This window comes from Bacillus sp. lyk4-R2A-2 (assembly GCF_030209735.1).
Classification (GTDB): domain Bacteria; phylum Bacillota; class Bacilli; order Bacillales; family Bacillaceae; genus Bacillus; species Bacillus pumilus.
In genome coordinates this window covers 172,619-194,820 of record NZ_JARVRK010000001.1, presented here as the reverse complement: position 1 = coordinate 194,820, position 22,202 = coordinate 172,619, and the positions used below count along the sequence as shown (strand labels likewise).

Annotated in this window: 21 protein-coding genes; 13 read left to right on the top strand and 8 right to left on the bottom strand. The window is 42.7% G+C overall.

Annotation, left to right across the window (positions count from 1 at the left end):
* Positions 1-89: 89 nt before the first annotated feature.
* On the top strand, positions 90-986 hold the full coding sequence (locus tag QRN39_RS00750; RefSeq protein WP_284905743.1) for a LysR family transcriptional regulator: 897 nt from the start codon (positions 90-92) through the stop codon (positions 984-986).
* 45 nt (positions 987-1,031) lie between these two features.
* On the opposite strand, the gene QRN39_RS00745 is transcribed toward QRN39_RS00750, so the two are convergent.
* Positions 1,032-1,817, bottom strand: coding sequence for a carbon-nitrogen family hydrolase (locus QRN39_RS00745; protein ID WP_050943252.1), 786 nt, complete (start codon positions 1,815-1,817; stop codon positions 1,032-1,034).
* A 235-nt stretch (positions 1,818-2,052) separates the two neighbouring features.
* Between QRN39_RS00745 and QRN39_RS00740 the strand changes: the two genes are divergently transcribed.
* Positions 2,053-3,009, top strand: a complete 957-nt coding sequence (locus QRN39_RS00740; RefSeq protein ID WP_284905742.1) for an acetylxylan esterase — start codon at positions 2,053-2,055, stop codon at positions 3,007-3,009.
* Between the two features lie 34 nt (positions 3,010-3,043).
* Here QRN39_RS00740 and QRN39_RS00735 read toward each other — a convergent pair whose 3' ends face one another.
* Positions 3,044-3,358 carry a hypothetical protein gene (locus QRN39_RS00735; protein ID WP_003213913.1) on the bottom strand — a complete coding sequence of 105 codons (315 nt, stop codon included), beginning with the start codon at positions 3,356-3,358 and terminating at the stop codon, positions 3,044-3,046.
* A 60-nt stretch (positions 3,359-3,418) separates the two neighbouring features.
* Here QRN39_RS00735 and QRN39_RS00730 point away from each other — a divergent pair, with 60 nt between their 5' ends.
* From QRN39_RS00730 to QRN39_RS00710, 5 genes are all read left to right on the top strand, one after another.
* A complete protein-coding gene (locus QRN39_RS00730) occupies positions 3,419-4,222 on the top strand; it encodes a nucleotidyltransferase domain-containing protein (protein WP_050943249.1) in 804 nt (267 codons plus the stop codon).
* A 160-nt stretch (positions 4,223-4,382) separates the two neighbouring features.
* Complete coding sequence (locus QRN39_RS00725) at positions 4,383-5,300, top strand: proline dehydrogenase family protein (protein WP_050943247.1); 918 nt, start codon at positions 4,383-4,385, stop codon at positions 5,298-5,300.
* Positions 5,301-5,323: 23 nt separating this feature from the next.
* Positions 5,324-6,871: an L-glutamate gamma-semialdehyde dehydrogenase gene (gene pruA / locus QRN39_RS00720; RefSeq protein WP_284905741.1), complete on the top strand. Its 1,548-nt coding sequence runs from the start codon at positions 5,324-5,326 to the stop codon at positions 6,869-6,871.
* A 125-nt stretch (positions 6,872-6,996) separates the two neighbouring features.
* Positions 6,997-8,229 carry a PucR family transcriptional regulator gene (locus QRN39_RS00715; protein WP_003214110.1) on the top strand — a complete coding sequence of 411 codons (1,233 nt, stop codon included), beginning with the start codon at positions 6,997-6,999 and terminating at the stop codon, positions 8,227-8,229.
* 113 nt (positions 8,230-8,342) lie between these two features.
* Entirely contained in the window at positions 8,343-9,641 is a 1,299-nt protein-coding gene (locus QRN39_RS00710; RefSeq protein ID WP_050943242.1) for an arsenic transporter, read from the top strand.
* A 46-nt stretch (positions 9,642-9,687) separates the two neighbouring features.
* Here QRN39_RS00710 and QRN39_RS00705 read toward each other — a convergent pair whose 3' ends face one another.
* Positions 9,688-10,365 carry an amino acid ABC transporter permease gene (locus QRN39_RS00705; protein ID WP_003214368.1) on the bottom strand — a complete coding sequence of 226 codons (678 nt, stop codon included), beginning with the start codon at positions 10,363-10,365 and terminating at the stop codon, positions 9,688-9,690.
* A 12-nt stretch (positions 10,366-10,377) separates the two neighbouring features.
* Entirely contained in the window at positions 10,378-11,250 is an 873-nt protein-coding gene (locus QRN39_RS00700; protein ID WP_050943239.1) for a transporter substrate-binding domain-containing protein, read from the bottom strand.
* A gap of 179 nt (positions 11,251-11,429) precedes the next feature.
* Here QRN39_RS00700 and QRN39_RS00695 point away from each other — a divergent pair, with 179 nt between their 5' ends.
* Positions 11,430-11,759 (top strand): YckD family protein, encoded by a 330-nt coding sequence (locus QRN39_RS00695; RefSeq protein WP_050943461.1) that lies wholly within the window; start codon positions 11,430-11,432, stop codon positions 11,757-11,759.
* 49 nt (positions 11,760-11,808) lie between these two features.
* Here QRN39_RS00695 and QRN39_RS00690 read toward each other — a convergent pair whose 3' ends face one another.
* Positions 11,809-12,573, bottom strand: a complete 765-nt coding sequence (locus QRN39_RS00690) for an MBL fold metallo-hydrolase (RefSeq protein ID WP_253621872.1) — start codon at positions 12,571-12,573, stop codon at positions 11,809-11,811.
* Positions 12,574-12,688: 115 nt separating this feature from the next.
* Here QRN39_RS00690 and QRN39_RS00685 point away from each other — a divergent pair, with 115 nt between their 5' ends.
* Together QRN39_RS00685 and QRN39_RS00680 are read left to right on the top strand one after the other, a co-directional pair.
* A complete protein-coding gene (locus QRN39_RS00685) occupies positions 12,689-13,105 on the top strand; it encodes an Lrp/AsnC family transcriptional regulator (protein WP_003214483.1) in 417 nt (138 codons plus the stop codon).
* Between the two features lie 29 nt (positions 13,106-13,134).
* The gene (locus tag QRN39_RS00680; RefSeq protein WP_284905734.1) at positions 13,135-13,941 is read left to right on the top strand and encodes an AAC(3) family N-acetyltransferase; all 807 of its coding nucleotides are present in this window, start codon (positions 13,135-13,137) and stop codon (positions 13,939-13,941) included.
* Between the two features lies 1 nt (position 13,942).
* On the opposite strand, the gene QRN39_RS00675 is transcribed toward QRN39_RS00680, so the two are convergent.
* From QRN39_RS00675 to QRN39_RS00665, 3 genes are all read right to left on the bottom strand, one after another.
* On the bottom strand, positions 13,943-14,329 hold the full coding sequence (locus tag QRN39_RS00675; RefSeq protein ID WP_284905732.1) for a competence protein ComJ: 387 nt from the start codon (positions 14,327-14,329) through the stop codon (positions 13,943-13,945).
* Positions 14,330-14,449: 120 nt separating this feature from the next.
* Entirely contained in the window at positions 14,450-16,147 is a 1,698-nt protein-coding gene (locus tag QRN39_RS00670; RefSeq protein WP_284905731.1) for a methyl-accepting chemotaxis protein, read from the bottom strand.
* A 126-nt stretch (positions 16,148-16,273) separates the two neighbouring features.
* Complete coding sequence (locus tag QRN39_RS00665; RefSeq protein ID WP_003214307.1) at positions 16,274-16,702, bottom strand: NucA/NucB deoxyribonuclease domain-containing protein; 429 nt, start codon at positions 16,700-16,702, stop codon at positions 16,274-16,276.
* A 367-nt stretch (positions 16,703-17,069) separates the two neighbouring features.
* On the opposite strand from QRN39_RS00665, the gene QRN39_RS00660 reads away from it, so the two are divergent.
* From QRN39_RS00660 to QRN39_RS00650, 3 genes are read left to right on the top strand one after another with little or no spacing between them, the layout of a single operon-like run.
* Positions 17,070-19,139, top strand: coding sequence for a hydantoinase/oxoprolinase family protein (locus QRN39_RS00660; protein WP_050943229.1), 2,070 nt, complete (start codon positions 17,070-17,072; stop codon positions 19,137-19,139).
* Positions 19,129-21,114 (top strand): hydantoinase B/oxoprolinase family protein, encoded by a 1,986-nt coding sequence (locus tag QRN39_RS00655; protein WP_212046225.1) that lies wholly within the window; start codon positions 19,129-19,131, stop codon positions 21,112-21,114. Before QRN39_RS00660 ends, QRN39_RS00655 begins: the two co-directional genes overlap by 11 nt.
* Complete coding sequence (locus QRN39_RS00650; RefSeq protein ID WP_050943226.1) at positions 21,111-22,196, top strand: ABC transporter substrate-binding protein; 1,086 nt, start codon at positions 21,111-21,113, stop codon at positions 22,194-22,196. The genes QRN39_RS00655 and QRN39_RS00650 overlap by 4 nt, the downstream gene beginning before the upstream one ends.
* Positions 22,197-22,202: the final 6 nt, after the last annotated feature.

Genomic DNA, 22,202 nt, shown 5'->3' with positions numbered 1-22,202 from the left:
TCGTAAAATTCCTTTTGTTATTTGTCTAAGACATAAAAGATATGACATGAATAGTTAAAACCTATGAGGTGATGTAAGTGGATATACGAATGATGGAATATGTCATGGAGGTGTACCGGCAGAAAAGTTTTACAAAAGCAGCGGACCAGCTTCACATTGCACAGCCTTCTTTAAGCCAACAAATTAAGAAGCTGGAAGAGGAATTAGATACACCCCTATTTATTCGAAAATATGGACAAGTCACGCCTACACCTCAAGGGAGTCGGTTCATTAAAAGGGCTGAGAACATTTTGAAGGAAAGAGATGACTTGCTGCGTGAAATGGGAGAAGCTGCTTATGAGGTGGGGAAAGAGCTGAACATTGGAGCGCCAGCAGTCACAGGAGGATATGTCTTGCCCAGTTTATTAAAAACCTTTTGTCAAACGTATCCCCATGTTCACGTTCGACTAATAGAAGAATCACCTCGTGAGCTAGAAAAACTTCTATTGGCTGGTCAGCTGGATTTGGCTATTTTATCTATGCCTGTCGAGCATGAATCATTGAAAACGAAACAAATGCTGACAGAGCCGCTTCTTCTCGCAGTTCCGCAAACTGCTCAGCCCTGGTTAACAGATGAATTGAACGAAATCATCAATCAAGCAGATCAGAAAGGGGCTGTTCCGTTTCGCCTTCTGGAAGACGCAGCATTCATTATGCTGAAAGAGGGATACGGCTTTCGGCAAGTGGTCACGGAACTATGTCTTCATCATGGTTTTCTGCCGAAAATTACCTTTGAAACAAGTCATATTCAAACAGCGCAGGCATTGGTCAAAAATGGACTAGGTGTGACAGTTGTGCCGAAAATGGTGGCACAAGAGGATAGGAACGAAGTCACTTATTTGAAAATTGATTCATGCCCAAACCGCACTCTTGTGTTTGCATATGTGGAAGAAAGGTATTTAACGAAAGCAGCTCAAGCCCTAATGGACCTTTATCAAAAAGCTTAAACAAACGTTTAATTAAATGCAAAAAGCAGGGGAGCACCCTGCTTTTTAATAAATATCCAGACGCTGATCTGTCATCACAGGAATCTGCTGTCTCACTTCATCCACTAGCTGAAGGTCAATTTCCGCATAATAAATGTCTTCCTCATGACTTGTTTCAAGCAGAATACGGCCAAGTGGATCAATCACCATGGAGTGTCCAGGGAATTCAGTGTCTCTGCTTGTGCCTGTTCTGTTAACAGCAATCATAAATGACTGATTTTCTATTGCTCTTGCGATGAGCAAGCTGCGCCAATGATCCACTCTTGCTGACGGCCATTGCGCCGTATTGATAAGCACCTTCGCCCCTTTGTTGACAAGTGTTCTGGAAAGCTGCGGAAAGCGAAGGTCGTAGCAGATCATCGCCCCGATCTTCACATCCTCATCATAGTCAAATAAACCAAGCTGATCACCAGCGGTTAAATAGTTGTGCTCATCCATTAAGCGGAACAAATGAATTTTGTCATAATCGACTAAAAGCTCACCTTGGCGGTTAAATCCATACATCGTGTTGGTGATCCTCTCAACTTCTGTACGCTTGTTCAATACACTTCCTGCAATGAGAACGACTTGGTGCTTACGGGCAAAGGAAGAGAAAAGCTGTTTTGTTCGTTCACCGTTTACATCCGCCAGCTGATCGGCTTTTTCAAGAGCGTAACCAGTATTCCACATTTCGGGTAAAATGATCAGATCAGGCTGCTCGCGGATCGCTTCTTCTAAAAATGCTTCTGCTTTTTGAAAGTTCACATCAGGTTCTCCAATTTGTACGTCCATTTGGACAAGGGCGATTTTCATACAGGTTCCTCCTTTATTCGATGATTGCAAATATGAAATCCATGAATGGATCGATCGATTTTTTTGACTGAGAATCTCTAGTTTTCAAGCCAGTTTCTTTATCATAAAGGTTTCAATCTTCTTTGCCAATAGAAATGTCAGAAGGTTTTGTCTTTTGTAGTGAAAATGTCTTTCTTCGTCAAGAAAACAGTGATATGATACACACAACTAATAAAACAAAGGGGGATAGTAGGATATGCAATTGTTTGATTTACCGTTAGATGAGCTAAAAAAGTATAAACCGAAGAAAACAGCACGTCCTGATTTCTCAGACTTTTGGAAGGAGTCGCTTGAAGAACTGAACCAAGTGGAGGCAGAGCCAGCACTTGAACCTTATGATTATCCAGTAAAGGGCGTTAAGGTGTACCGCCTGACGTTTCAAAGCTTTGGTCAATCTCAAATTGAAGGCTGGTATGCGGTACCAGATCAAACAGGTCCGCATCCAGCACTCGTTCGTTTTCATGGCTATAATGCAAGCTATGACGGCGACATTCATGACATCGTCAATTGGGCACTGCATGGCTATGCGACATTTGGTATGCTCGTCCGCGGTCAAGGCGGCAGTGAAGATAAGACAGTGACACCAGCAGGGCAGTCTCTGGGATGGATGACAAAAGGTATTTTATCGAAAGAGACCTACTATTATCGGGGTGTTTATTTAGATGCGGTTCGAGCGCTCGCCGTGATTCAGTCCTTCCCAGAAGTGGATGAACACCGGATCGGCGTGGTGGGCGGGAGCCAGGGTGGTGCACTAGCGGTTGCAGCTGCAGCACTTTCAGACATTCCGAAGGTCGTCGTGGCAGATTATCCGTACTTATCAAATTTCGAACGTGCGGTAGATGTGGCATTGGAGCAGCCTTATTTAGAAATCAATTCATACTTTCGCAGAAACAGTGATCCAGAAGCGGAAGAAAAGGTATTTGAGACGTTAAGCTATTTTGATTTGATCAATTTAGCCGGATGGGTGAAACAGCCCACGTTGATGGCGATCGGTCTGATCGACCAAATCACCCCGCCATCTACTGTGTTTGCGGTATACAACCATTTAGAAACAGATAAAGATTTAAAGGTGTACCGTTATTTTGGACATGAGTACATCCCGGCTTTTCAAACAGAGAAGCTTGCCTTCTTACAAAAGCATTTAACGAATTAAAAGAAAAGAGGCCACTCTCTAGGAGGCCTCTTTTTTAATAGCTCGTATTCTGTCTCGTTTTTTCATCAGGCACTAACGCGGTGATAATGAGGGCAAGGGCAGTGATGATATGAAGAATGAATCCGAGAATCGGAATCCATGCAAGACAGGATGTGACAATTCCAATGATACTTCCAATCATTGGTCCCTGGTCTCGCTTCGATAAGACGAGTGTGATAATATGCAGAATAAGCATGACCATGAGCGGTGTATAGCCATTACTGATAACGAATAGACCTCCGATCACAGGGATGGCAAGGCAGGCTTCAAAAATCCCAGTGATCCATTTCATAATGCGAGATATAGACATTAGATCCAACTCCTTTTTCATATATGTCTTATTCGTATTTTCCCAAAACGTGAAGAAGTCATGCAGAATTCTATAGAAAGAGTTGATGGACGCTTGAGAGAGAGAATTAAGGAAGAGCTGAAAATCATTGAAAAAACGTATGACGTAAAGATTTGCCTTGCCGTCGAATCAGGCAGCAGGGCATGGGGATTTCCCTCGACTGATAGTGATTATGATGTTCGTTTTTTATATGTTCCCCGGAAAGAATGGTATTGGGCAATGGAAGAGCATCGTGATGTCATTGAACGACCGATTGATGACATGCTTGACATCAGCGGCTGGGAGCTTAGAAAGGCACTGCGCCTATTCAATAAATCAAATCCGTCCATTATGGAATGGCTGTCTTCTGATATCATTTATGCTGAATCTTTCTCTTTGGCAAAGCAGCTAAGAGAATTAAAAGATCGAGCGTTTTACCCTGCGGCTTTGATGTATCATTACCTCAATATGGCGAAGCGGAATGAGAGTCGGCATTTACGAGGAGAGCAGGTGCGAATCAAGAAGTATTTCTATGTGCTTCGTCCGCTGCTTGCCTGTCAGTGGATTGAGCGTTACCGGACAGTTCCACCGATGGACTTTCATGAATTGCTCAAAGAGCTAGTGGAGGAAGGCCCGCTTTTAGCAGAAATTCACGAACTGCTCAAACGTAAAATGGACGGAGAAGAAATGGATGTAGAGAACCGTCTCGCTCATGTCCATCCATTTATTGATCAAGAGCTGGCGCGTTTTGATGAATTGGTGAAAAGCTACAATCAACCGAAAGACAATCTGATGCAAGAATTAAATGAGCTGCTGCAGTCTACCCTTGATGAGGTGTGGGCGTAGGAGGGAAGAGCCAGCCGGATAGCGGCAGGCTCTTTTTTATCTCTTATTGTGATAAAACCACAAAAAAAGTCAGAATTTTTGTCATCTTCAAATATTGTAGCGGACAGCTTATGAGCCTTACAATAAAGACATAGCTTACAAAGAGTGGGAGGTGCCCTTTATGGAGTCGGTCACAAGAAATTTCTTCTTGTTTTTGTCAAAAAGCAGTCTCTTGAACCATATTGCTCGTAATTGGGGAAGTGCTGTTGCATCTAAGAAAATCATCGGTGGGAAAGATTTTGAGAGCGCTATCTCTGTCATTAAACGATTAAATGATCAAGGAATGGCTGTAACAGTCGATCACCTTGGTGAGTTTGTCACAAAGGCAGAGATTGCAAATGAGCGAACGGATGAGTGTATTCAAACCATTCAGCGGATTGCAGAGGCCAAGCTCAATTCCCACGTGTCACTCAAAATGACATCACTTGGACTAGATATTGACGATGACCTTGTGTATCGCAATATGAAACGTATTTTAGATACGGCAGAAAAACACCGTATCATGGTGACAATCGATATGGAGGATGAACAGCGCTGTCAAAAAACGCTGGACATTTTTAAAGAGATGAAATCTCAATATGAGTATGTCAGTACGGTCCTGCAGGCGTATTTGTACAGAACAGAAAAGGATCTTGATGACCTCAATGAGCTGCAACCATTTTTACGACTTGTAAAGGGTGCCTATAAGGAATCCGCCGAAGTGGCGTATCCGAACAAAAAAGACGTTGATCAGAATTACAAGAAACTGATCGAAAAGCAATTACTTACAGGGAACTATACAGCCATTGCGACACATGACGATCAAATGATCGAGTTCACGAAAAATATTGTAAAAAAACACAATATACCGACAAGTCAGTTCGAATTTCAAATGCTGTATGGCATGAGATCAGAAACGCAGCAGTCACTTGTGAAGGAAGGCTATCAAATGAGGGTCTATACCCCGTATGGACGAGAGTGGTATGGCTACTACATGAGACGTCTTGCAGAACGGCCGGCAAACATTGCCTTTGCTTTAAAAGGAATGACGAAAAAATAATTTGAAACGGGAGCGTGACAAAGATGACAACACCTTACAAACATGAACCATTCACGGATTTTAGCCAGGAAGAAAACCGTAAAGCGTTTGAACAAGCATTAGCAAAGGTAACAGAATCACTGGGTCAAACCTATCCGCTCGTGATTAATGGCGAAAGAATCGAAACGAAAGACCAAATTGTCTCGATCAATCCAGCGAAAAAGGATGAAGTTGTTGGAACCGTATCAAAGGCCGGGAAAGAAGAGGCAGAACATGCGGTTCAGGCTGCGGCCAAAGCATTTGAAACTTGGCGCTATACGTCTCCAGAAGAAAGAGCCAGCGTCATATTCCGTGCTGCGGCAAGCATTCGCCGTAAAAAGCATGAGTATTCAGCCCTTCTTGTCAAAGAAGCAGGTAAGCCTTGGAACGAGGCGGACGCAGATACAGCAGAAGCGATCGACTTCCTTGAATATTATGCTCGTCAAATGCTGGAGCTGGCGAAAGGCAAACCAGTGAACAGCCGCGAAGGAGAACACAATCAATACGTATACACACCAACTGGCGTGACGCTCGTCATTCCGCCGTGGAACTTCTTGTTTGCCATTATGGCAGGAACAACAGTAGCACCAATCGTTACAGGGAACACAGTTGTCTTAAAACCTGCAAGTGCAACTCCTGTCATTGCGGCACGTTTTGTGGAAGAGCTTGAGCAAGCAGGTCTTCCAAAGGGTGTGGTGAACTTTGTACCAGGAAGCGGAGCTGAAGTTGGAGATTACTTAGTCGATCACCCGAAAACAAGCCTGATTACATTCACTGGCTCAAGAGAAGTAGGGACACGTATCTTTGAACGTGCGGCAAAAGTACAGCCAGGTCAGCAGCATTTAAAGCGTGTCATTGCTGAAATGGGTGGTAAGGATACAGTGGTTGTAGATGAGGATGCAGACGTCGAATTAGCGGCTAATGCCATTTTCACATCAGCCTTCGGTTTTTCAGGTCAGAAATGTTCAGCTGGATCTCGGGCAGTCGTCCACGAGAAGCTGTATGACCAAGTGATCGAGCGAGTGAAGGAAATCACAGAAACGAAAACAACAGCGAATCCTCTTTCTGCGGATGTCTACATGGGACCTGTCATTGATCAAGCGTCCTTTGACAAGATCACGGATTATATCGAGGTTGGCAAACAGGAAGGCCGCTTAGTCACTGGCGGAACGAGTGATGATTCAGAAGGATATTTCATTCACCCAACCATTTTTGCAGATCTTGAGCCAACATCTCGCTTGATGCAAGAAGAAATCTTTGGACCTGTCTTGGCCTTCTCGAAAGTATCTAGCTTTGATGAGGCACTTGAAGTAGCCAACAACACGGAATATGGTTTGACAGGTGCTGTCATTACCAATAATCGTGATCATATCAACCGTGCGAAGCAGGAGTTCCACGTAGGGAACCTCTACTTTAACCGTAACTGCACAGGAGCCATCGTGGGATACCACCCATTCGGCGGATTCAAAATGTCAGGAACCGATTCAAAAGCAGGCGGTCCAGATTACCTAGCTCTACACATGCAGGCAAAAACGATTAGTGAAATGTTTTAAGTTGGAAAAGCATGAACCTGTGCACACGGGTTCATGCTTTTTTTGCTTGTCTACGACTTGTTTCTATGCAAATCTGTCCGGAAAGAAGTATGATAAATGTATTACTTAATCAGGGAGCAATCGGGATGGAAGAGATATTAGAAAAGCTTCATACATTTTTTGATGTCGATAAATTAATTGCATTTATTAGCGGGTATTTAAAAAAACCAGTCATTTTAGAAAGCACAGAGTGTCAGCTCCTTGCTTATAATTCTTACAGCATTCAGCAGTTTGACCCAGTCAATCAGCAAACGATTTTCTCAAAGGAATGTCCGGGGTCTGTAGTCGATTGGTTAAAGAAAACAGGGGTCATCGAGCGGCTTCACAAGGAGTCAAAGCCTTTTTATGTGAGCGGTCATGACGAGCTCGGGTTTAATCGGCGGGTGGCTGTGAGCGCCAAGCACAAACAAGAGGTTGTGGGCTTTATTTGGGTGCAGGACATTGAGGATTCTCTCACGCAGGAGGAGCTGCAATTTTTGCATGAAGCTTCCTTTCAAGTGGGAAAAGTGATTTATAAGAATAAGAAACAGCTGGAGAAAAAGGAAGGCAAGATTGAAGAATTTTTCAAAAAGGTCATGGATGATCATTTTTATACAGAAGAAGAACTGAAGTGGGAGGCTGAGAATTTAAGCATCCCGCTGCCAGCGGTATTTACTGTCATGGTCGTACACGCTGCCGATAACAAAAGTGAGACGGCAGAAGATGTAAAGGACGTCATTCGGACGTATTTGCAGCTAGAAGACAAGGTGAATCACGTATACTCCGTTCAAGCCGACATTGTCGTGATATTGGGCAGCTTGTCAGACCGGCACTCACCGAAAGCGACTGCGGCTGACGTCATCGCTCATCTACAATCGAAAGCGCATGCCCATCCTTCCCCATTGTATATTGGAATGGGAAGAGAGTATCGAGATGTCATGAAAATGAGCACAAGTCGATTTGAAGCGATAGAGGTCGTGAAGGCTGTGAAAATTGTGGGGGGACAAGAGCTGATTCCATATGATTACGAGAATCTGGGGGTTTTCCGGTTCTTAGACTCAATTTACAGTCATCAAAAAAAGAAAAATGACTTCAATCCAGATTTATTACGTTTGAAAGAAAAAGACCGTGACAGCCAAACCTCATTTTTAAAAACGCTTGAAGTCTACTTATTGAATAACTGCAAGCTAAAGCCAGCCGCGGAGCAGTTGTTTATTCATCAAAATACATTAAATTATCGAATGAAACAAATCTTTGATATGACCTCAATCGATTTAAGTCACTTCAGCCAGCGATGTGAGTTATTTATTGAATTAATGCTGATGAAAAAAGATCAATAGTCATCGAATCCGCAGGTGCCCGGGATCACCTGCGGGTTTTCATGTGAAAATGGCATACAACGGCTGTGTTTCGTTGTATGATAGATAAGGATTTTATGAAAGGGGGGCCACCTTTGGGAGCAGTCACCTTGGCCATTTTGATTTTCATCCTGACCCTCGTCCTTGTCATTTGGCAGCCAGGACGTTTAACCATTGGATGGTCAGCATGTGGAGGCGCCATTCTTGCACTTGCCTTTGGTGTCGTTCATCTGGGCGATGTGTGGGAAGTGACGCAGATAGTATGGAACGCAACATTTGCGTTTATTGGCATCATTATTATTTCGTTAATTTTAGATGAAATTGGGTTTTTCGAATGGGCTGCACTGCATATGGCAAAAGCCGCAAGAGGGAACGGTGTCCGCATGTTTATTTATTTAACATTGCTCGGCGCTGTCGTGGCTGCTTTTTTTGCGAATGATGGAGCGGCACTGATTTTGACCCCGATCGTCTTGTCTGTAGTGAGAGCGTTAAAGCTGGATGAGCGGATGATCCTGCCTTTTGTGATGGCGAGCGGCTTTATTGCAGATACAACCTCCTTGCCATTTGTTATTAGTAACTTGGTCAATATCGTATCAGCTGACTATTTTCATATTGGGTTTCTAGAATATACAGCAAACATGTTCGTGCCAAACCTTGTGTCGCTTGGAGCAAGCATGCTAGTGCTTTATGTGTTTTACCGAAAGCTTATCCCAAAAACATACGATGTATCACAGGCGAAGGAACCGGCATCAGCGATCCGGGATATCCGCATGTTCCGCTTGTCTTGGTATGTGCTTGGCTGTTTGCTTGTCGGTTATTTTGCAGGGGAACTCATTGGGGTTCCGGTCTCCATCATTGTGGGCGGTATTGCCCTTGTCTTCTTGTGGCTGGCAAGAAGAAGTCCGCAAGTGGCGACAAAACGTGTCGTAAAAGAAGCACCGTGGTCCATTGTCTTTTTCTCAATCGGCATGTATGTCGTCGTATATGGACTGAAGAATGTCGGTCTCACAGAAATATTGGCGGCATGGATCGAACAAGGAGCATCGCATGGCTTGCTTGCGGGAACGATGTTTATGGGCGTGCTTGCCGCAGTGCTGTCCTCTGTCATGAACAATCTGCCTACCGTATTGATTGATGCGATAGCAATCGGTCATACAGATACAGCAGGCGTCATGAGAGACGGACTGATTTATGCCAATGTCATCGGCTCCAACCTTGGTCCGAAAATGACCCCTATCGGCTCATTGGCGACATTGCTGTGGCTTCATGTTCTTAAGAAAAAAGGCGTCCATATCTCTTGGGGTGCATACATGAAAGCCGGAATCATCCTGACCATCCCAACCTTGATCCTTACTTTACTGGGGTTATATGCGTGGTTATGGCTAATACATTAAAGCTGAATCTAAAAAAGAGCAGGTCGATTGGATCTGCTCTTTTTTGTTACAGATATTTTGCATAGTGTTTTTCTAAAAAGTCCTGAAGCAATGAGACTACGCTGCAAATGCCCCAGTAAATGAGGGCGACCAAAATATACATGGTCATATAATCGAATTCGCGCCCACCTACGATCTTTGCTTGCTGGAAAAGCTCGGGTACAGTAATCATCGCAGCCAGTGAGGAGGCTTTGATTAAATCGAGCATGACATTGGTCAATGGTGGCAGTGCGATGCGGACGGATTGAGGCAAAATGACACCGCGCATCGTTTGCCAATAGCTGAGCCCTAGTGATTTGGCAGCTTCCACCTGTCCACTTGGAACAGATGAGAGGGCCGCCCGATTGATTTCTGCAATATAGGCAGCGCTATTGAAGCTGAATCCAATAATGGCAGCAGTGACCGCTGTAAACTCAATGCCGATATAAGGAAATCCAAAATAAAGAATAAACAAAATCACCAGAATGGGCACGCCACGCATGAATGAGATATACAGCCGTGCAGGCAGCCAAAGCATCCACGTATTCGCCATTCTGGCAAGCGCAATAAAAAAGCCAAGAATGGTGCCAAAAAACATGCTCACAAAGGAAATGAGCAGCGTCAGCCAGATGCCTTTCATGACAAATGGAAATGACGCCTTTGCCAGTGCAGGATTAAATATATATTCTAAATGAATATCTCCCACGCTTGCGGCTCCTTATTTAGAAATGTCGACATCTTCGACATCAGCATTTATTTTCTTTGAGACGTCTGCATGATTAAAGAATTTTTCGGAAATCTTTTTCATGGTTCCGTCTTTTTTCATTTCTTTTAAGACACGATTTAATTCTTTTTGAAGCTCTGTGTTGTCTTTCTTCATCACAAAACCTTGTTCGTTTGGCATGTATTTTAAGTCAGGGTGAATCGTAATATTTAATTTCGGGAATGCAGCTAGAGCTAGTGTCTGCAAGTAATAATCATTTAGAATGACATCTGTACGACCGTTAGCGACATCCTTTAAGTATTGCTCGTTTGTCGCATTATCATAAATGACTTCCTTCGCACCGTACTTGCGAGCGACATCCATGTAAATCGTTGTGGCAGCACCAGCTGCTTTCTTTCCTTTTAAATCTTTTAACGTTTTAATGCCAGACAAATCATCTTTTCTTACGATCGCCGTGCCATAAGAATATTTATAAGGAGTTGAAAAGGCGAACTTATCTTTTCTGTCATCTGTGATGTCAATGTCATTTGCAGCGGCATCCACTTGACCAGAATTAATGGCGCTCAGCATGCCATCATAGCCCATTTCTTTAAATTCTACTTTCACATCAAGGCGTTTAAATGCTTCTTTGACCACTTCCACTTCATAACCAGTCAATTGATCCTTGCCATTAGCGGTATCATGATATGACGTTGGATAAAGGGTGCCTGAAGTAGCAACCACGATTTTCCCTTTCTTTTGAATCTCATCCCACTTTGAATCTCCAGACTGAGAAGAGCCTGATTGACTGCAAGCAGACAAGACAAGTATGAAAGCAGACACAACAAGCATTACCCAGATCGATTTTCTATGATAAAAACGACTCATTTAAGAATCCTCCTCTATTTTTTATACAAAACAAAACATAGCACGCTTTTTCTGTTAGGACAACGTTTTCAGAAGAAAAGCGAAAAAGTAAGAATATTATGTGCAATTTGTGTGATGGAATATGTATAAAAAAGGAAAGTGTGCACAAAATAAATGCGAATAAAGGAGGGAATAAAATGATGAAAAGAATAAGTGGATTGATCATATTATCGATGATGCTGTTGTCTGGTTTTTATATGGAAACAGCTCATGGAGAAACACCTCAAATGGAAAAGCGTCCAGTAACGCATCAAGTAAAACTAACGACAGAACAACAAAAACAAATTGAAACGCTTGAGCAGCAAATTCTTTCTAAACGAAAAGAAGTGATTGAGAAGTACGTCCAATATGGTGTGTTAACAAAGGAACAAGGTACACATATTACGAAACGGATGGATGAGCATTACAATCATTTGAAAAACAACGGATTTGTGCCATTGCTGAAAAAACCACAGCACCATCGACCATAAGGATGAAACCGGCAGCGAGGTGCCGGTTTTTTATTGTTTATCAATCTATTCAAAAGGAGAGACTTTCACCATCGTTTGGGACAAAAATGGCTTGTGCTGCTTGATGCTCCTGAATGTAAGCTTGTAAAGAGGCTCTTGTTAGTAAGCAATGATTCACTGCCTCAAGGTGAGTAGCGACAATTTGTGCAGTTGGGTGAGAACGGTGAACGTCTAAAATGTCTTCCTTCGTCATCGTAATCGGATCGCCCTCTAAAAATTGAGCAGCTCCGCTATTGACCACAATGACATCTGGCTTGCAAGTATTGATAACCTCCTTCGGCTCATCACACCAAATGGTATCACCTGCAATGTAAAGGGTAGGTTCATCAGGGTGAGAGAAAACAAAACCGCTGACCTGTCCCATCCGCTTTGCAATTTCTCCTGTCCCATGCTGTCCACCTGTCCGCTGAATATGAACACCATAAATGTCTATTTCATCTTCAATGCATGTGACATGCTGGAAACCAGCCTCTTCAACTTCTTTTTTGTCATTATCCGATTGCGTATAAATGGGTTGGTCTTGGTCTAATTTTTGTTTCGCCTCGTCATCAAAGTGATCCACGTGCAAATGAGTGAGTAAGACAGCATCTGGGTGTAGCATGTTGTCTAAGTCAATGTTTACAGGCAGATCAACAATCGGATTGTTCAAATGTTGATTGGCTGTATGAGGAAACGGTGGATATGTTCCTTTTGCTGCTAAAAAGGGATCAATGAAGAAAGTTGCCTGACCATATTCAAGGTAGAAAGTAGCATTCCGAATGAGTGTGATTTTCATGAAAAGGCCTCCTTTTTTTCTGCTTAAGTTTACAGTATATTAAAAGAGTTCCATGTGACAGAGGGTAATGAAAGTCTTTCATCAGAAGGACTTGATTTTTGAAAGAGGTGAGCCAATGTTAGACCAAACCGATTTGGATATATTAAAAGAGCTCTCAAAAAACAGCCGATTAACTATGAAAGCGCTAGGTGAAAAAGTTCATTTAACGGGTCAAGCTGTTGCAAATCGTGTGTTAAAGCTTGAAGAAGAGGGTGTGATTGAAGCATATACCATTTCGATTGACTGGCGGACGCAAAAGACCATTCAAACATTTATGCAGCTCTATACCCGCAGTCATCATCACGAACCGCTTCTGTCCTTTCTCGACCGACAGGAAGAGATCAAGAATTTATTTAAAATAAGTGGTGAGGGCTGTTATATGGCTGAAGGTCATTTCTCCAGTCATGATGAACTGGATCTGTTTTTAACGGAGCTGACAAATTACGCAAATTATAAACTGTCTATTGCGGTTAAGCGTCTCATTCAGCAGTAAGAAAAGAGACGCAGGAGGATAAGGAAACGATGAAAAAATTAATCGAAAATCAAGCTGGACCGGTGACAAAGGAAAAAATCAAAGCAGACTTGGTTCAACTTGGTGTGAAAAAAGGCATGATTTTATGTGTTCACTCATCTTTATCATCTATTGGATGGGTAAACGGAGGCGCTGTTGCCCTCATACAAGCATTGATGGAAACCTTAACAGAAGAGGGGACACTAATCATGCCGGCACAAACGTTAGAGCTTTCTGAGCCCGCTGATTGGATCGATCCGCCTGTTCCTTTTTCATGGTGGAAATCGATCAAAGACACAATGCCTGCATTTGATCCAGCTTACTCGATGCCAACAGCAATGGGAAAGGTAGCAGAAACGTTTTGGAAATACCCGGGCGTGGCGAGAAGCAATCATCCTCATTTTTCATTCACGGCTTGGGGGAAAAAGAAACATGAGCTTCTGAAACACCACGCACTTTCTTTTGGATTAGGAGAACATTCGCCTCTAGCCCGCATGTATGAGCTTCAGGCTCAGGTGCTGCTGATTGGTACGTCTTTTGAAAGTCTGACAGCTTTCCATCTGGCTGAATATCGCATCCCTCAGCAAGACCTCATGACAAGAGGAGCTCCCATCTTAGAAAATGGATGGAGGGTATGGAAAGAATACCAAGATATTATCACAAGAGAAGAACTATTTGAGCAGATCGGCCGTGACTTTCTTCTATCAGGAGGCACTCATCATCACGGTCAAATCGGGCTTGCCAGTTCATATTTATTACCGGTGAGAGAATCAGTAGACTTTGCGGAAAATTGGCTTGATTTGTACGATCAGTCGTGACCTACACCGTTTGGAAATTCATATGATAAAGGTCTTGATCAGCCTGCTGAGAAGTATAGCAGGTGAGCTGATAGTCTCCCTTTGGAATAGGGAAAGACAGCACCTGAGCCATGACGCTTGTGATATAAACTTGATCGTTTGCATGCGTAAAAGGCACTGTGACCGTTCTATCAGCCGAAGCTGGGGGCATATTGCTATTTAAAGTTACGGTAACAGATGCTTTTCCGTTGTTGACCCCTTCAAAGGATACACCGTGATCTCCTATGGCGAATCCTTGAAGAATGTCATCATCTGACCAGTCAATCACAGGTGGTGTTTTGCTTCCGGTGTATACGGTGATTTGGTGATAGGAGATAGATAGGGAATAGGCTTGGTTTAAGTTATTCATTTAAAAAACTCCTTTATACATAGATTTTCGTTGGAATGTGAATGGTTGAAAGAGTGATTCTTGAAGAGAATGTTAGGCAGCAAGACGATTGTCGCCGTCTTGCGCTTCTATATGAGGAATCTAGATGTGAAATTGTGAAACCATTGCTTTTAAATCTCCTGCTAAATGGGCAAGAGCTTCTGATGAAGCAGTTACTTCTTCCATTGCGGCAAATTGTTCTTCTGTTAAACCGGCTACTTGCTGTGAATGTTCACTTGTTAGTTTAACCCCTTCTGTAATAGTGGCAAAGGATCGTTTCGCATCGTTTGTATAAGCTACGATTTTTTGTGATGCACTAGATAAATGCTTGATACCATCTGCCATTTCTCTCATTGACTGCTGAATATCAATAAATGATTCTTCTGTATGAGAAATAAGTACAGTCCCTTGAGTCGCTTCCTCTCTTACTCGTTTAATCGCATTAGTTGAATGAGTCATCTCTTTTTGGATTTCAGAAATGAGATGGGAAATCATATTTGATGATGATTGAGATTCTTCAGCGAGCTTTCTTACTTCGTCTGCGACAACTGCAAATCCTTTCCCATGCTCGCCTGCTCGTGCTGCTTCAATTGCTGCGTTAAGAGCAAGCAGGTTGGTCTGGTTAGCGATGTCTGTAATAACATGGGAAATATGATCGATTTCAGCCGAACGTGTTTCTAATGCTTGAATGGCTGTCCCATTTTCCTCTATTGATTTTGCAATAGATGTCATTTGTGAGTTTACTTCCCCAATATTCTGTACACCTTTTAGGGCGATTTCTTGTGCAAATTGACTTCTTGAAGCCATTTGCCCCGCATTTTCCGTGATGTTTGCCAACTCGTTAGATACTTGAATCATCGTGTGCTCACTTGTTGTCATTTGAGCTGACTGTTCTTCTGATGATTGAGCAACTTCCTGAATACTATGGGTGATTTTTTCGGATGCTGCACTTGTTTCTTCTGCACTAGCTGACAGCTGTTCAGATGAAGTTGCCACTAATTCAGACGTGTTCATCACATTAAGAATGGTGTGATTTAGTTTTTCCCGCATTTTATTGAAATGATCAGCCAGATCAGACAGTTCGTCGCCTGCTGTATTTGTCACATTGATGGTTAAATTTCCTTCACCTGCACTTTTAATGGCAGAAGCCATACGCTTGAGACGGGTTTGAATCCGCTTTGTGAAAATAGAAATAATGATCACAGCAACGATTAGGCTTAACAACAGAACTATGAAAAATTGAATGTAGAATGACTGAAGCATTTGTGAAATCATGCTTTGGTTGGCGCCAGTATAAAAAATACCGATCGTTTCGCCTGCATCATTTTTGATCGGCATATAAGCCGTTTGGTAGTCTTTCCCTGCAACATTTGCTGTGCCGTAATAGTTTTCACCTTTATCTAATACAGTGGCCTTCACTTCTGGTGAAACTTGTGTACCGACAGCTCGTTTTCCGTTTAACATGACATTTGTTGCGACACGGGTATTTCCTTGGAAAATTGTGACGGTATCATCAGTGTATTCTGCTAAATGGTCGACCAATGTATCATGATCATTGATTTGGGTATTCCCTTTGTAAAGCTTTCCATCTTTTATCTGCCACGAGCCTGCTACTTTTTCATCTAGGTAGGCATAGCCTAGCTTTAAATCACCTTTTGCTTTTTCAGTGGCCATGTGCTTGATGTTTTCTGTCATTTCGCGATTCACCACATAACCAACAATTGCTGAAAAGATGATGATGACACTTAAAAAGATCAGCAAAATTTTGGCACCAAGCCTCAGTTTTCCCTTTTTCTTCATGCTTTTTGACTCCTTTAGGTATAAGGTAGGATAAACCTCCTTAAGGATTATCGGCATGAAAAAAATGTTTGAAATACCTGAATGCAGTTACGAGGAAATTTTTTTAGATAGAAAAGGGAAATGGCGTTAATCGATGATAAATTGTATTCTTGTGCCGTCAGGATCATCCGATAATTGATGACCGACCCATGAGCCGGCTCCTCTATTATCTGAAGGACTAATATATTTGACTGAAGCTCCTGTTCCTCCTTCCTTACACATCGCCATCGGCCATTCGTCCCGATCATACCCGCGCTTTGTTGGGATGCCATGAAGTGATTGTTCTCTTTGTTCATCGCTATGTTTACGGTCAATCGTGCATACGGATGAATGCCCTTCATCAATTGCCTCTTCTATGTGCTTCGCGGTTTCAGGGTAACGTTCTGATGGGAAGTGAATGGTCTTGTCATAAGATGAATTCGTCGTCTCTTGTTTACTTTGCTCCAGCTGAATATAGCCTGTTGCTACACCAACGACGATCAGTAAAAGCAAGAGAATGATTTTAAGAAGTTTCATAGATGCTAGCTCTCTTTCTTGTTTGCGTATTTTGTAAACAGAAGTATAGCAGAATTACTTACCAATTTCTCCTGGTTTTGAAAAAACGCCTTTTAAAGTTCGAAAAACGGTTTTTATCCGTTTTCTTGCTTTTCACATTTGTAAAAATTCATAAAAATTTTAATTTTTCAGTTCATAAAAAGATTATGCTTTATCAAAATGGCTTTATCACTGCTTTTTGGGCTAATTTCAAGAATTTAACACACAGAAATTTTAAAAAAATAAAATTGACTAGACCGATATGCTTTAATAATATGGAGTCAAATATCAAAAAATGTCGTAATTTATCAAAATATCGTTCTATTTACATTGTAGGAGGGAAGTACAAATGGCGGATGTCTCTTATCGGCTTGGCATAGACATAGGCGGAACATTTACTGACTTATCGCTGATGAATGAAGCAACAGGGGCGCTAACTGAACTCAAAACACCCACAGTGACTGACGACCCAGCTCAGGGAATTATCAATGGGCTAAAACTTCTAAAAGACAGAGGTGTTGATTTAGCTAAAATCCAATATCTCGTACATGGCATGACAATCGGTCTTAATACATTATTGCAGAGAAAAGGAGCAGATTTGGCCCTTTTTGTGACGGAAGGCTTTCAAGACATATTGTCACTACAGCGTTTACGATTACCCATTCCTTATGACTTCAATTCTCGTTTGCCAGAACCATTGATACCACGAAAGCATGTATATCCAATCTCTGAAAGGTTGATACACGATGGTACGATCAAAAAACCTCTCCATCTGCAGCAATTAGATCAGGCTGTCCAGCAGGTCATGTCTAAAGGGCTAGCAGGTATTGTCATTTCTTTTTTACATAGCTATCAAAATCCAGTTCATGAATTACAGGCAAAAGCCTATATCAAACACCATTATCCGCAATTAGAAGTCCTTACTTCATCTGAATTATGGCCCCAAATGAGAGAATACGAGCGTACTGTGATGTCTGTTGTCAATTTGTATATCCAACCAAAGGTGAAACAGTATTTACAAACATTGAAAAGCCGTTTGAAAGAAGAAGGTGTACCAATTTCTCCATACATTACACAATCAAATGGTGGTTTAATGGATGCAGAAAGTGCAGCAACTTCACCTGTTAAAACACTTTTTTCTGGTCCGGCAGCTGGTGTCATTGGTGCGGCAAGAATTGCAGCCGCTGCAAACGAATCCAATCTGATCACGTTTGATGTGGGGGGGACGAGTGCAGATATCTCCATTATTCAAAATGGACAGCCTACAATGGCTCAGTCAAATCAGCTTTCAGGTTTTCCGATCATTCTTCCATCTGTTGCGATGTATTCAATAGGGGCAGGCGGGGGTTCTGTTGCATGGATTGATCAGGGCGGGCTTCTCAAAGCAGGACCAGAATCAGTTGGCTCACAGCCGGGACCAGCTTCGTATGGAAAGGGAATGAAAGCCGCCTTAACTGACGCGTTCCTCATATGTGGTTATCTCAATCAAGAGCGTTTTGCCGGAGGACATTTACAACTACAGCTGTCCGCGGCGGAAAAGGCCTTTCAGCCAATTGCTGACCAGCTCAACAAAACGGTAGAAGAAGCGGCTGACCAGCTGATTCAAGTAGCTGTCGCCAATATGTACACAGAATTAAGCAATGTCATGGAGCAGCAAGGGTTTGACCCAAGAGATTTTAGTTTACTAGCGTTTGGCGGAGCAGGACCGGTTGTAGCGAATTTCCTTGCGCGAGAAATTCATGCGAAAAACGTGGTCGTTCCTCCAAGTCCAGGAACATTATGTGCATTAGGTGCCCTGAACGCTGACTTTATTCATGATGCGGTACTGTCGAAGAAAATATGTTTACAAGACTACTCGATAGATCAACTAAAAAAAGATTATGAGATGCTTTCTCGAAAAGCGACTGATTGGTTCAGTCAGCAGAACATTCAGCATATTAAACAGACATCCATACTATTATTGGCAGATGCACGTTATCAAGGACAAGCCTTTGAGATTGAATTACCATTATCAGCTGAATGGCTGAAGCAAGAACAAGATATCCATCAACTCATTGAAGCCTTTCACAAACTACATCAGCGTCAATATGGTCATAGAGATGATCAGGCGAACATCGAGTTTACTCATTTACGAGTTCGAGTCATAGGCGAGACGCCGCCGCTGCCTTTCACAACTGTTCATGAAAGCAGCGGACAATCTTTGAAGCCACATGAATTTAGGCGAATCTTTATGGAAGAAAAAGAATATGAAGCAGCTATTTATTACAGAGATACTTTGTCAGTAGGCTCTGTCATTAATGGACCTGCCATCATTGAGCAGGATGATACGACAATATTGATTCTGCCAAATTGGGCAGGCAGCATTGATCAATCAGGGAACTTGGTGATTTCAAGGGAGGCGGCTTTACATGAGAACTGATCCAGCAAAGCTTGAGATGATGCGTAGTTATTTTAATGCAATTGCATCTGGCATGGGACATGTCATTGAGCGGACGTCTTTTACGACTTTCGTCAAAGAATCAGCTGACTTTGCGACAGCGTTAGCCACGCCTTCTGGAGATTTCTTTGTTTATCCGAAGACAGTGGGTGTCACGATCTTTTTAGGGCTGAGTCTTAAGAAAGCGATTGAAGAGAGCGGACCGATGCAGCCAGGAGATATTATCATCACAAATGACCCTTATACGACAGATGGTTTAGCAACTCACCTGCCAGATGTCCATATCATTAAGCCGATTTTCGTAGATGGTGAAATTGTCAGCTATGCTTGGTCTTTTGTTCATGTAAGTGATGTGGGCGGACTTGTGCCCTCAAGTATTTCACCGACAGCGACAGATGTTCATCAAGAAGGATTAAGAATACCGCCAGTGAAAATTTATGAAGGCGGAAAAGAGAATCAGGTCGTTCGTACTTTTTTAAGAGCCAACAGCCGAGCCAGTCATTTAAATGATGGGGATATCAATGCAATGATTGCTGCAGTAAATACAGCAGAAATTCGGTTAAAAGAAATGATCGGGAAATTTGGAATAAATGAAGTGAAACAAGGAATGATGGACCTCCTGAAACAATCTGAGGTTCGTGCAGGAAAGGTCATTGAAGCCATTCCGGACGGAACGAGTGAATTCGCTGATTATTTAGATGATGATATGATCTCGGATGTGCCGATCCGGTTGAAAATCAAGTTAACGGTGAAAGGAAAGCGGCTGACACTTGATTTTTCTGAGTGTGACCCGCAAGTGAAAACAGCTTTTAACCTTGTCACCAATGGTCAGAAGCATTCCTTCCTATATCAAGGATTGATTAATTACATTATTAGTAAAGATCCCTTTATACCGATTAATGGCGGAATCACATATCCGATTGAAGTGATTTCACCTAAAGGGACGTTAGTGCATCCAGAATACCCGGCTTCTGTTGGTATTCGGCATTCAATTACGATGCGGCTGTTCAATGTCGTGCTAGGCGCCATTGGTAAGCTGTTACCTGAGGCGGTGCCGGCAGCAGGTGCAGGTCAATCAGCTATTGTTGTTCTCTCCGTTCCTGATAATCAAACAGGTGGCAGGAAAATGTCTGTTGTCGAACCATTAGGCGGAGGCGGCGGTGCTCAAAATGGAACGGATGGAGTAGATGGTATTGATCATTCGTCTGGCTTTTTGAAAAATACACCCATTGAGAGCTTAGAACAGCATATTGATATTCATGTTCACCGATATGAGCTTTTGCCAAACACAGGCGGAGCAGGAGAAAACAGAGGCGGACATGCGATTGGTTTGGAATTTGAAATGATCAAGCCTGAATCCATGGTGACCGCACGAGGGATGGAACGGATGAAGTTTCAGCCTTGGGGGCTAATGGGCGGCCGCGCGGGAGCTATCGGTGAGGTCAAGCTAGTCACAGCAAAAGGTGAAAAACAAGACCAGCCGAAAATAGATGTTCTACGTCTTGAAAAAGGCGAAATTGTGCAATTGATATCACCAAGTGGAGGCGGTTGGGGAAATCCATTTGCAAGAGAGAAAGAAAAAGTCCTTCATGAAGTGGAAGCAGGTTTATTAAGTGAAGAAAGAGCGCTGCAGCAATATGGCGTTAAAGTGTATGTAGACCAAAATGAATGGAAGATTGATGAGGAGCAAACGAATCAGCTTCGTGAAAAGGGTAATCATCCTGCTAATACCATGTGGGATGTTGGAGAACACAGAGAAGCTTATGAGAAAGTATGGACGGATGAAGCCAGCAGCGAGCTTGCTGTGCGGCTGCGTTCCTACCCAGCCAATGAACGTACACATTATAAACATGCAGTTCATCAATATTTCAGTCATAGAAATGAGCCGTTAACAAAGAAAGATATTATTCAAGCACTTCGTCATATGGATGGACAAAAAGGGGGAAATGAATCATGAAAAGAAGATTAATCACTATTTTTGCAGGTGCTCTATCAATGATTCTACTGCTGACAGCTTGCGGTGGGAATGGACAGGATCAAGGTAAACAGCAGCAGACTGTAATCGTTGGCGTATACGGAGGCGATTGGGAAAAGAATATCAAACCGATCCTCGAAAAGTTTGAAAAAGATACGGGAATTAAAGTCCAAACCGTCTCTGGTGCGGATTCTGAATGGTTTACAAAATTAAAAGCGTCAAATGGTAAAAATCCACCGTATGACCTGCTTATTTTACAGCCTGATACGATTCAAAGAGGCATTGCAGCAAACGTTCTTGCGCCTATCGATGAAGATCAAGCACCGAATGTCAAAAAACTTTACCGTTCTGTTCAAAAGAAGCTCACTGTTGATGGAAAACAATATGCAGCAGGCTTTAGTATGGGTCAGCTTGGAATTGCTTATCGAAAAGACCTCGTAAAGCAGGAACCAAACAGCTGGACAGACCTATGGAGCAGTCAGCTAAAAGGGAAGGTAGCGATTTCATCCCCGACTTATTCAGCCGGGCTGCAATTTTTCTCTGCGCTTGTCCATGCTCAAGGGGGGACAGAATCAAATCCTAAGGATATTGATAAAGCCTTTAAAAGCCTTTCGCAATTAAAAGGGCATGTAGCTGCTTTTCCAGACAATCCAGGGTCTATTCAAACCTTGTTAGAACGTGGTGACGTCGCAGCAGTTCCATATTGGGATGGACGAGCATTTGCACTTGAAGAAGAAGGAATGAATATTGGTTTCTCATATCCGAAAGAAGGCGCTGTTGCAGCAGTTGCGAGCTGGGCTTTAACGAAGGGAAGTCAGCATGAAGAAGCGGCTTACAAACTATTAAACTATTTAAGTGGAAAAGAAGCTCAAGAGGCTTTCTCGGCAGTATCTTATTATGGCATGTCGAATTCTGATGTGAAATACGGTGACAAGATTAAGGGGAAGGTCAAGGTTGGAGAGAATTATTATAGCAAGCTGACTTGGGTAGATTACGAAACAGCAACTTCGGAGCTGGGCAATTGGACAAATCGATGGAACGAAGTATTAGGCGGAGGAAAATAGGTGATC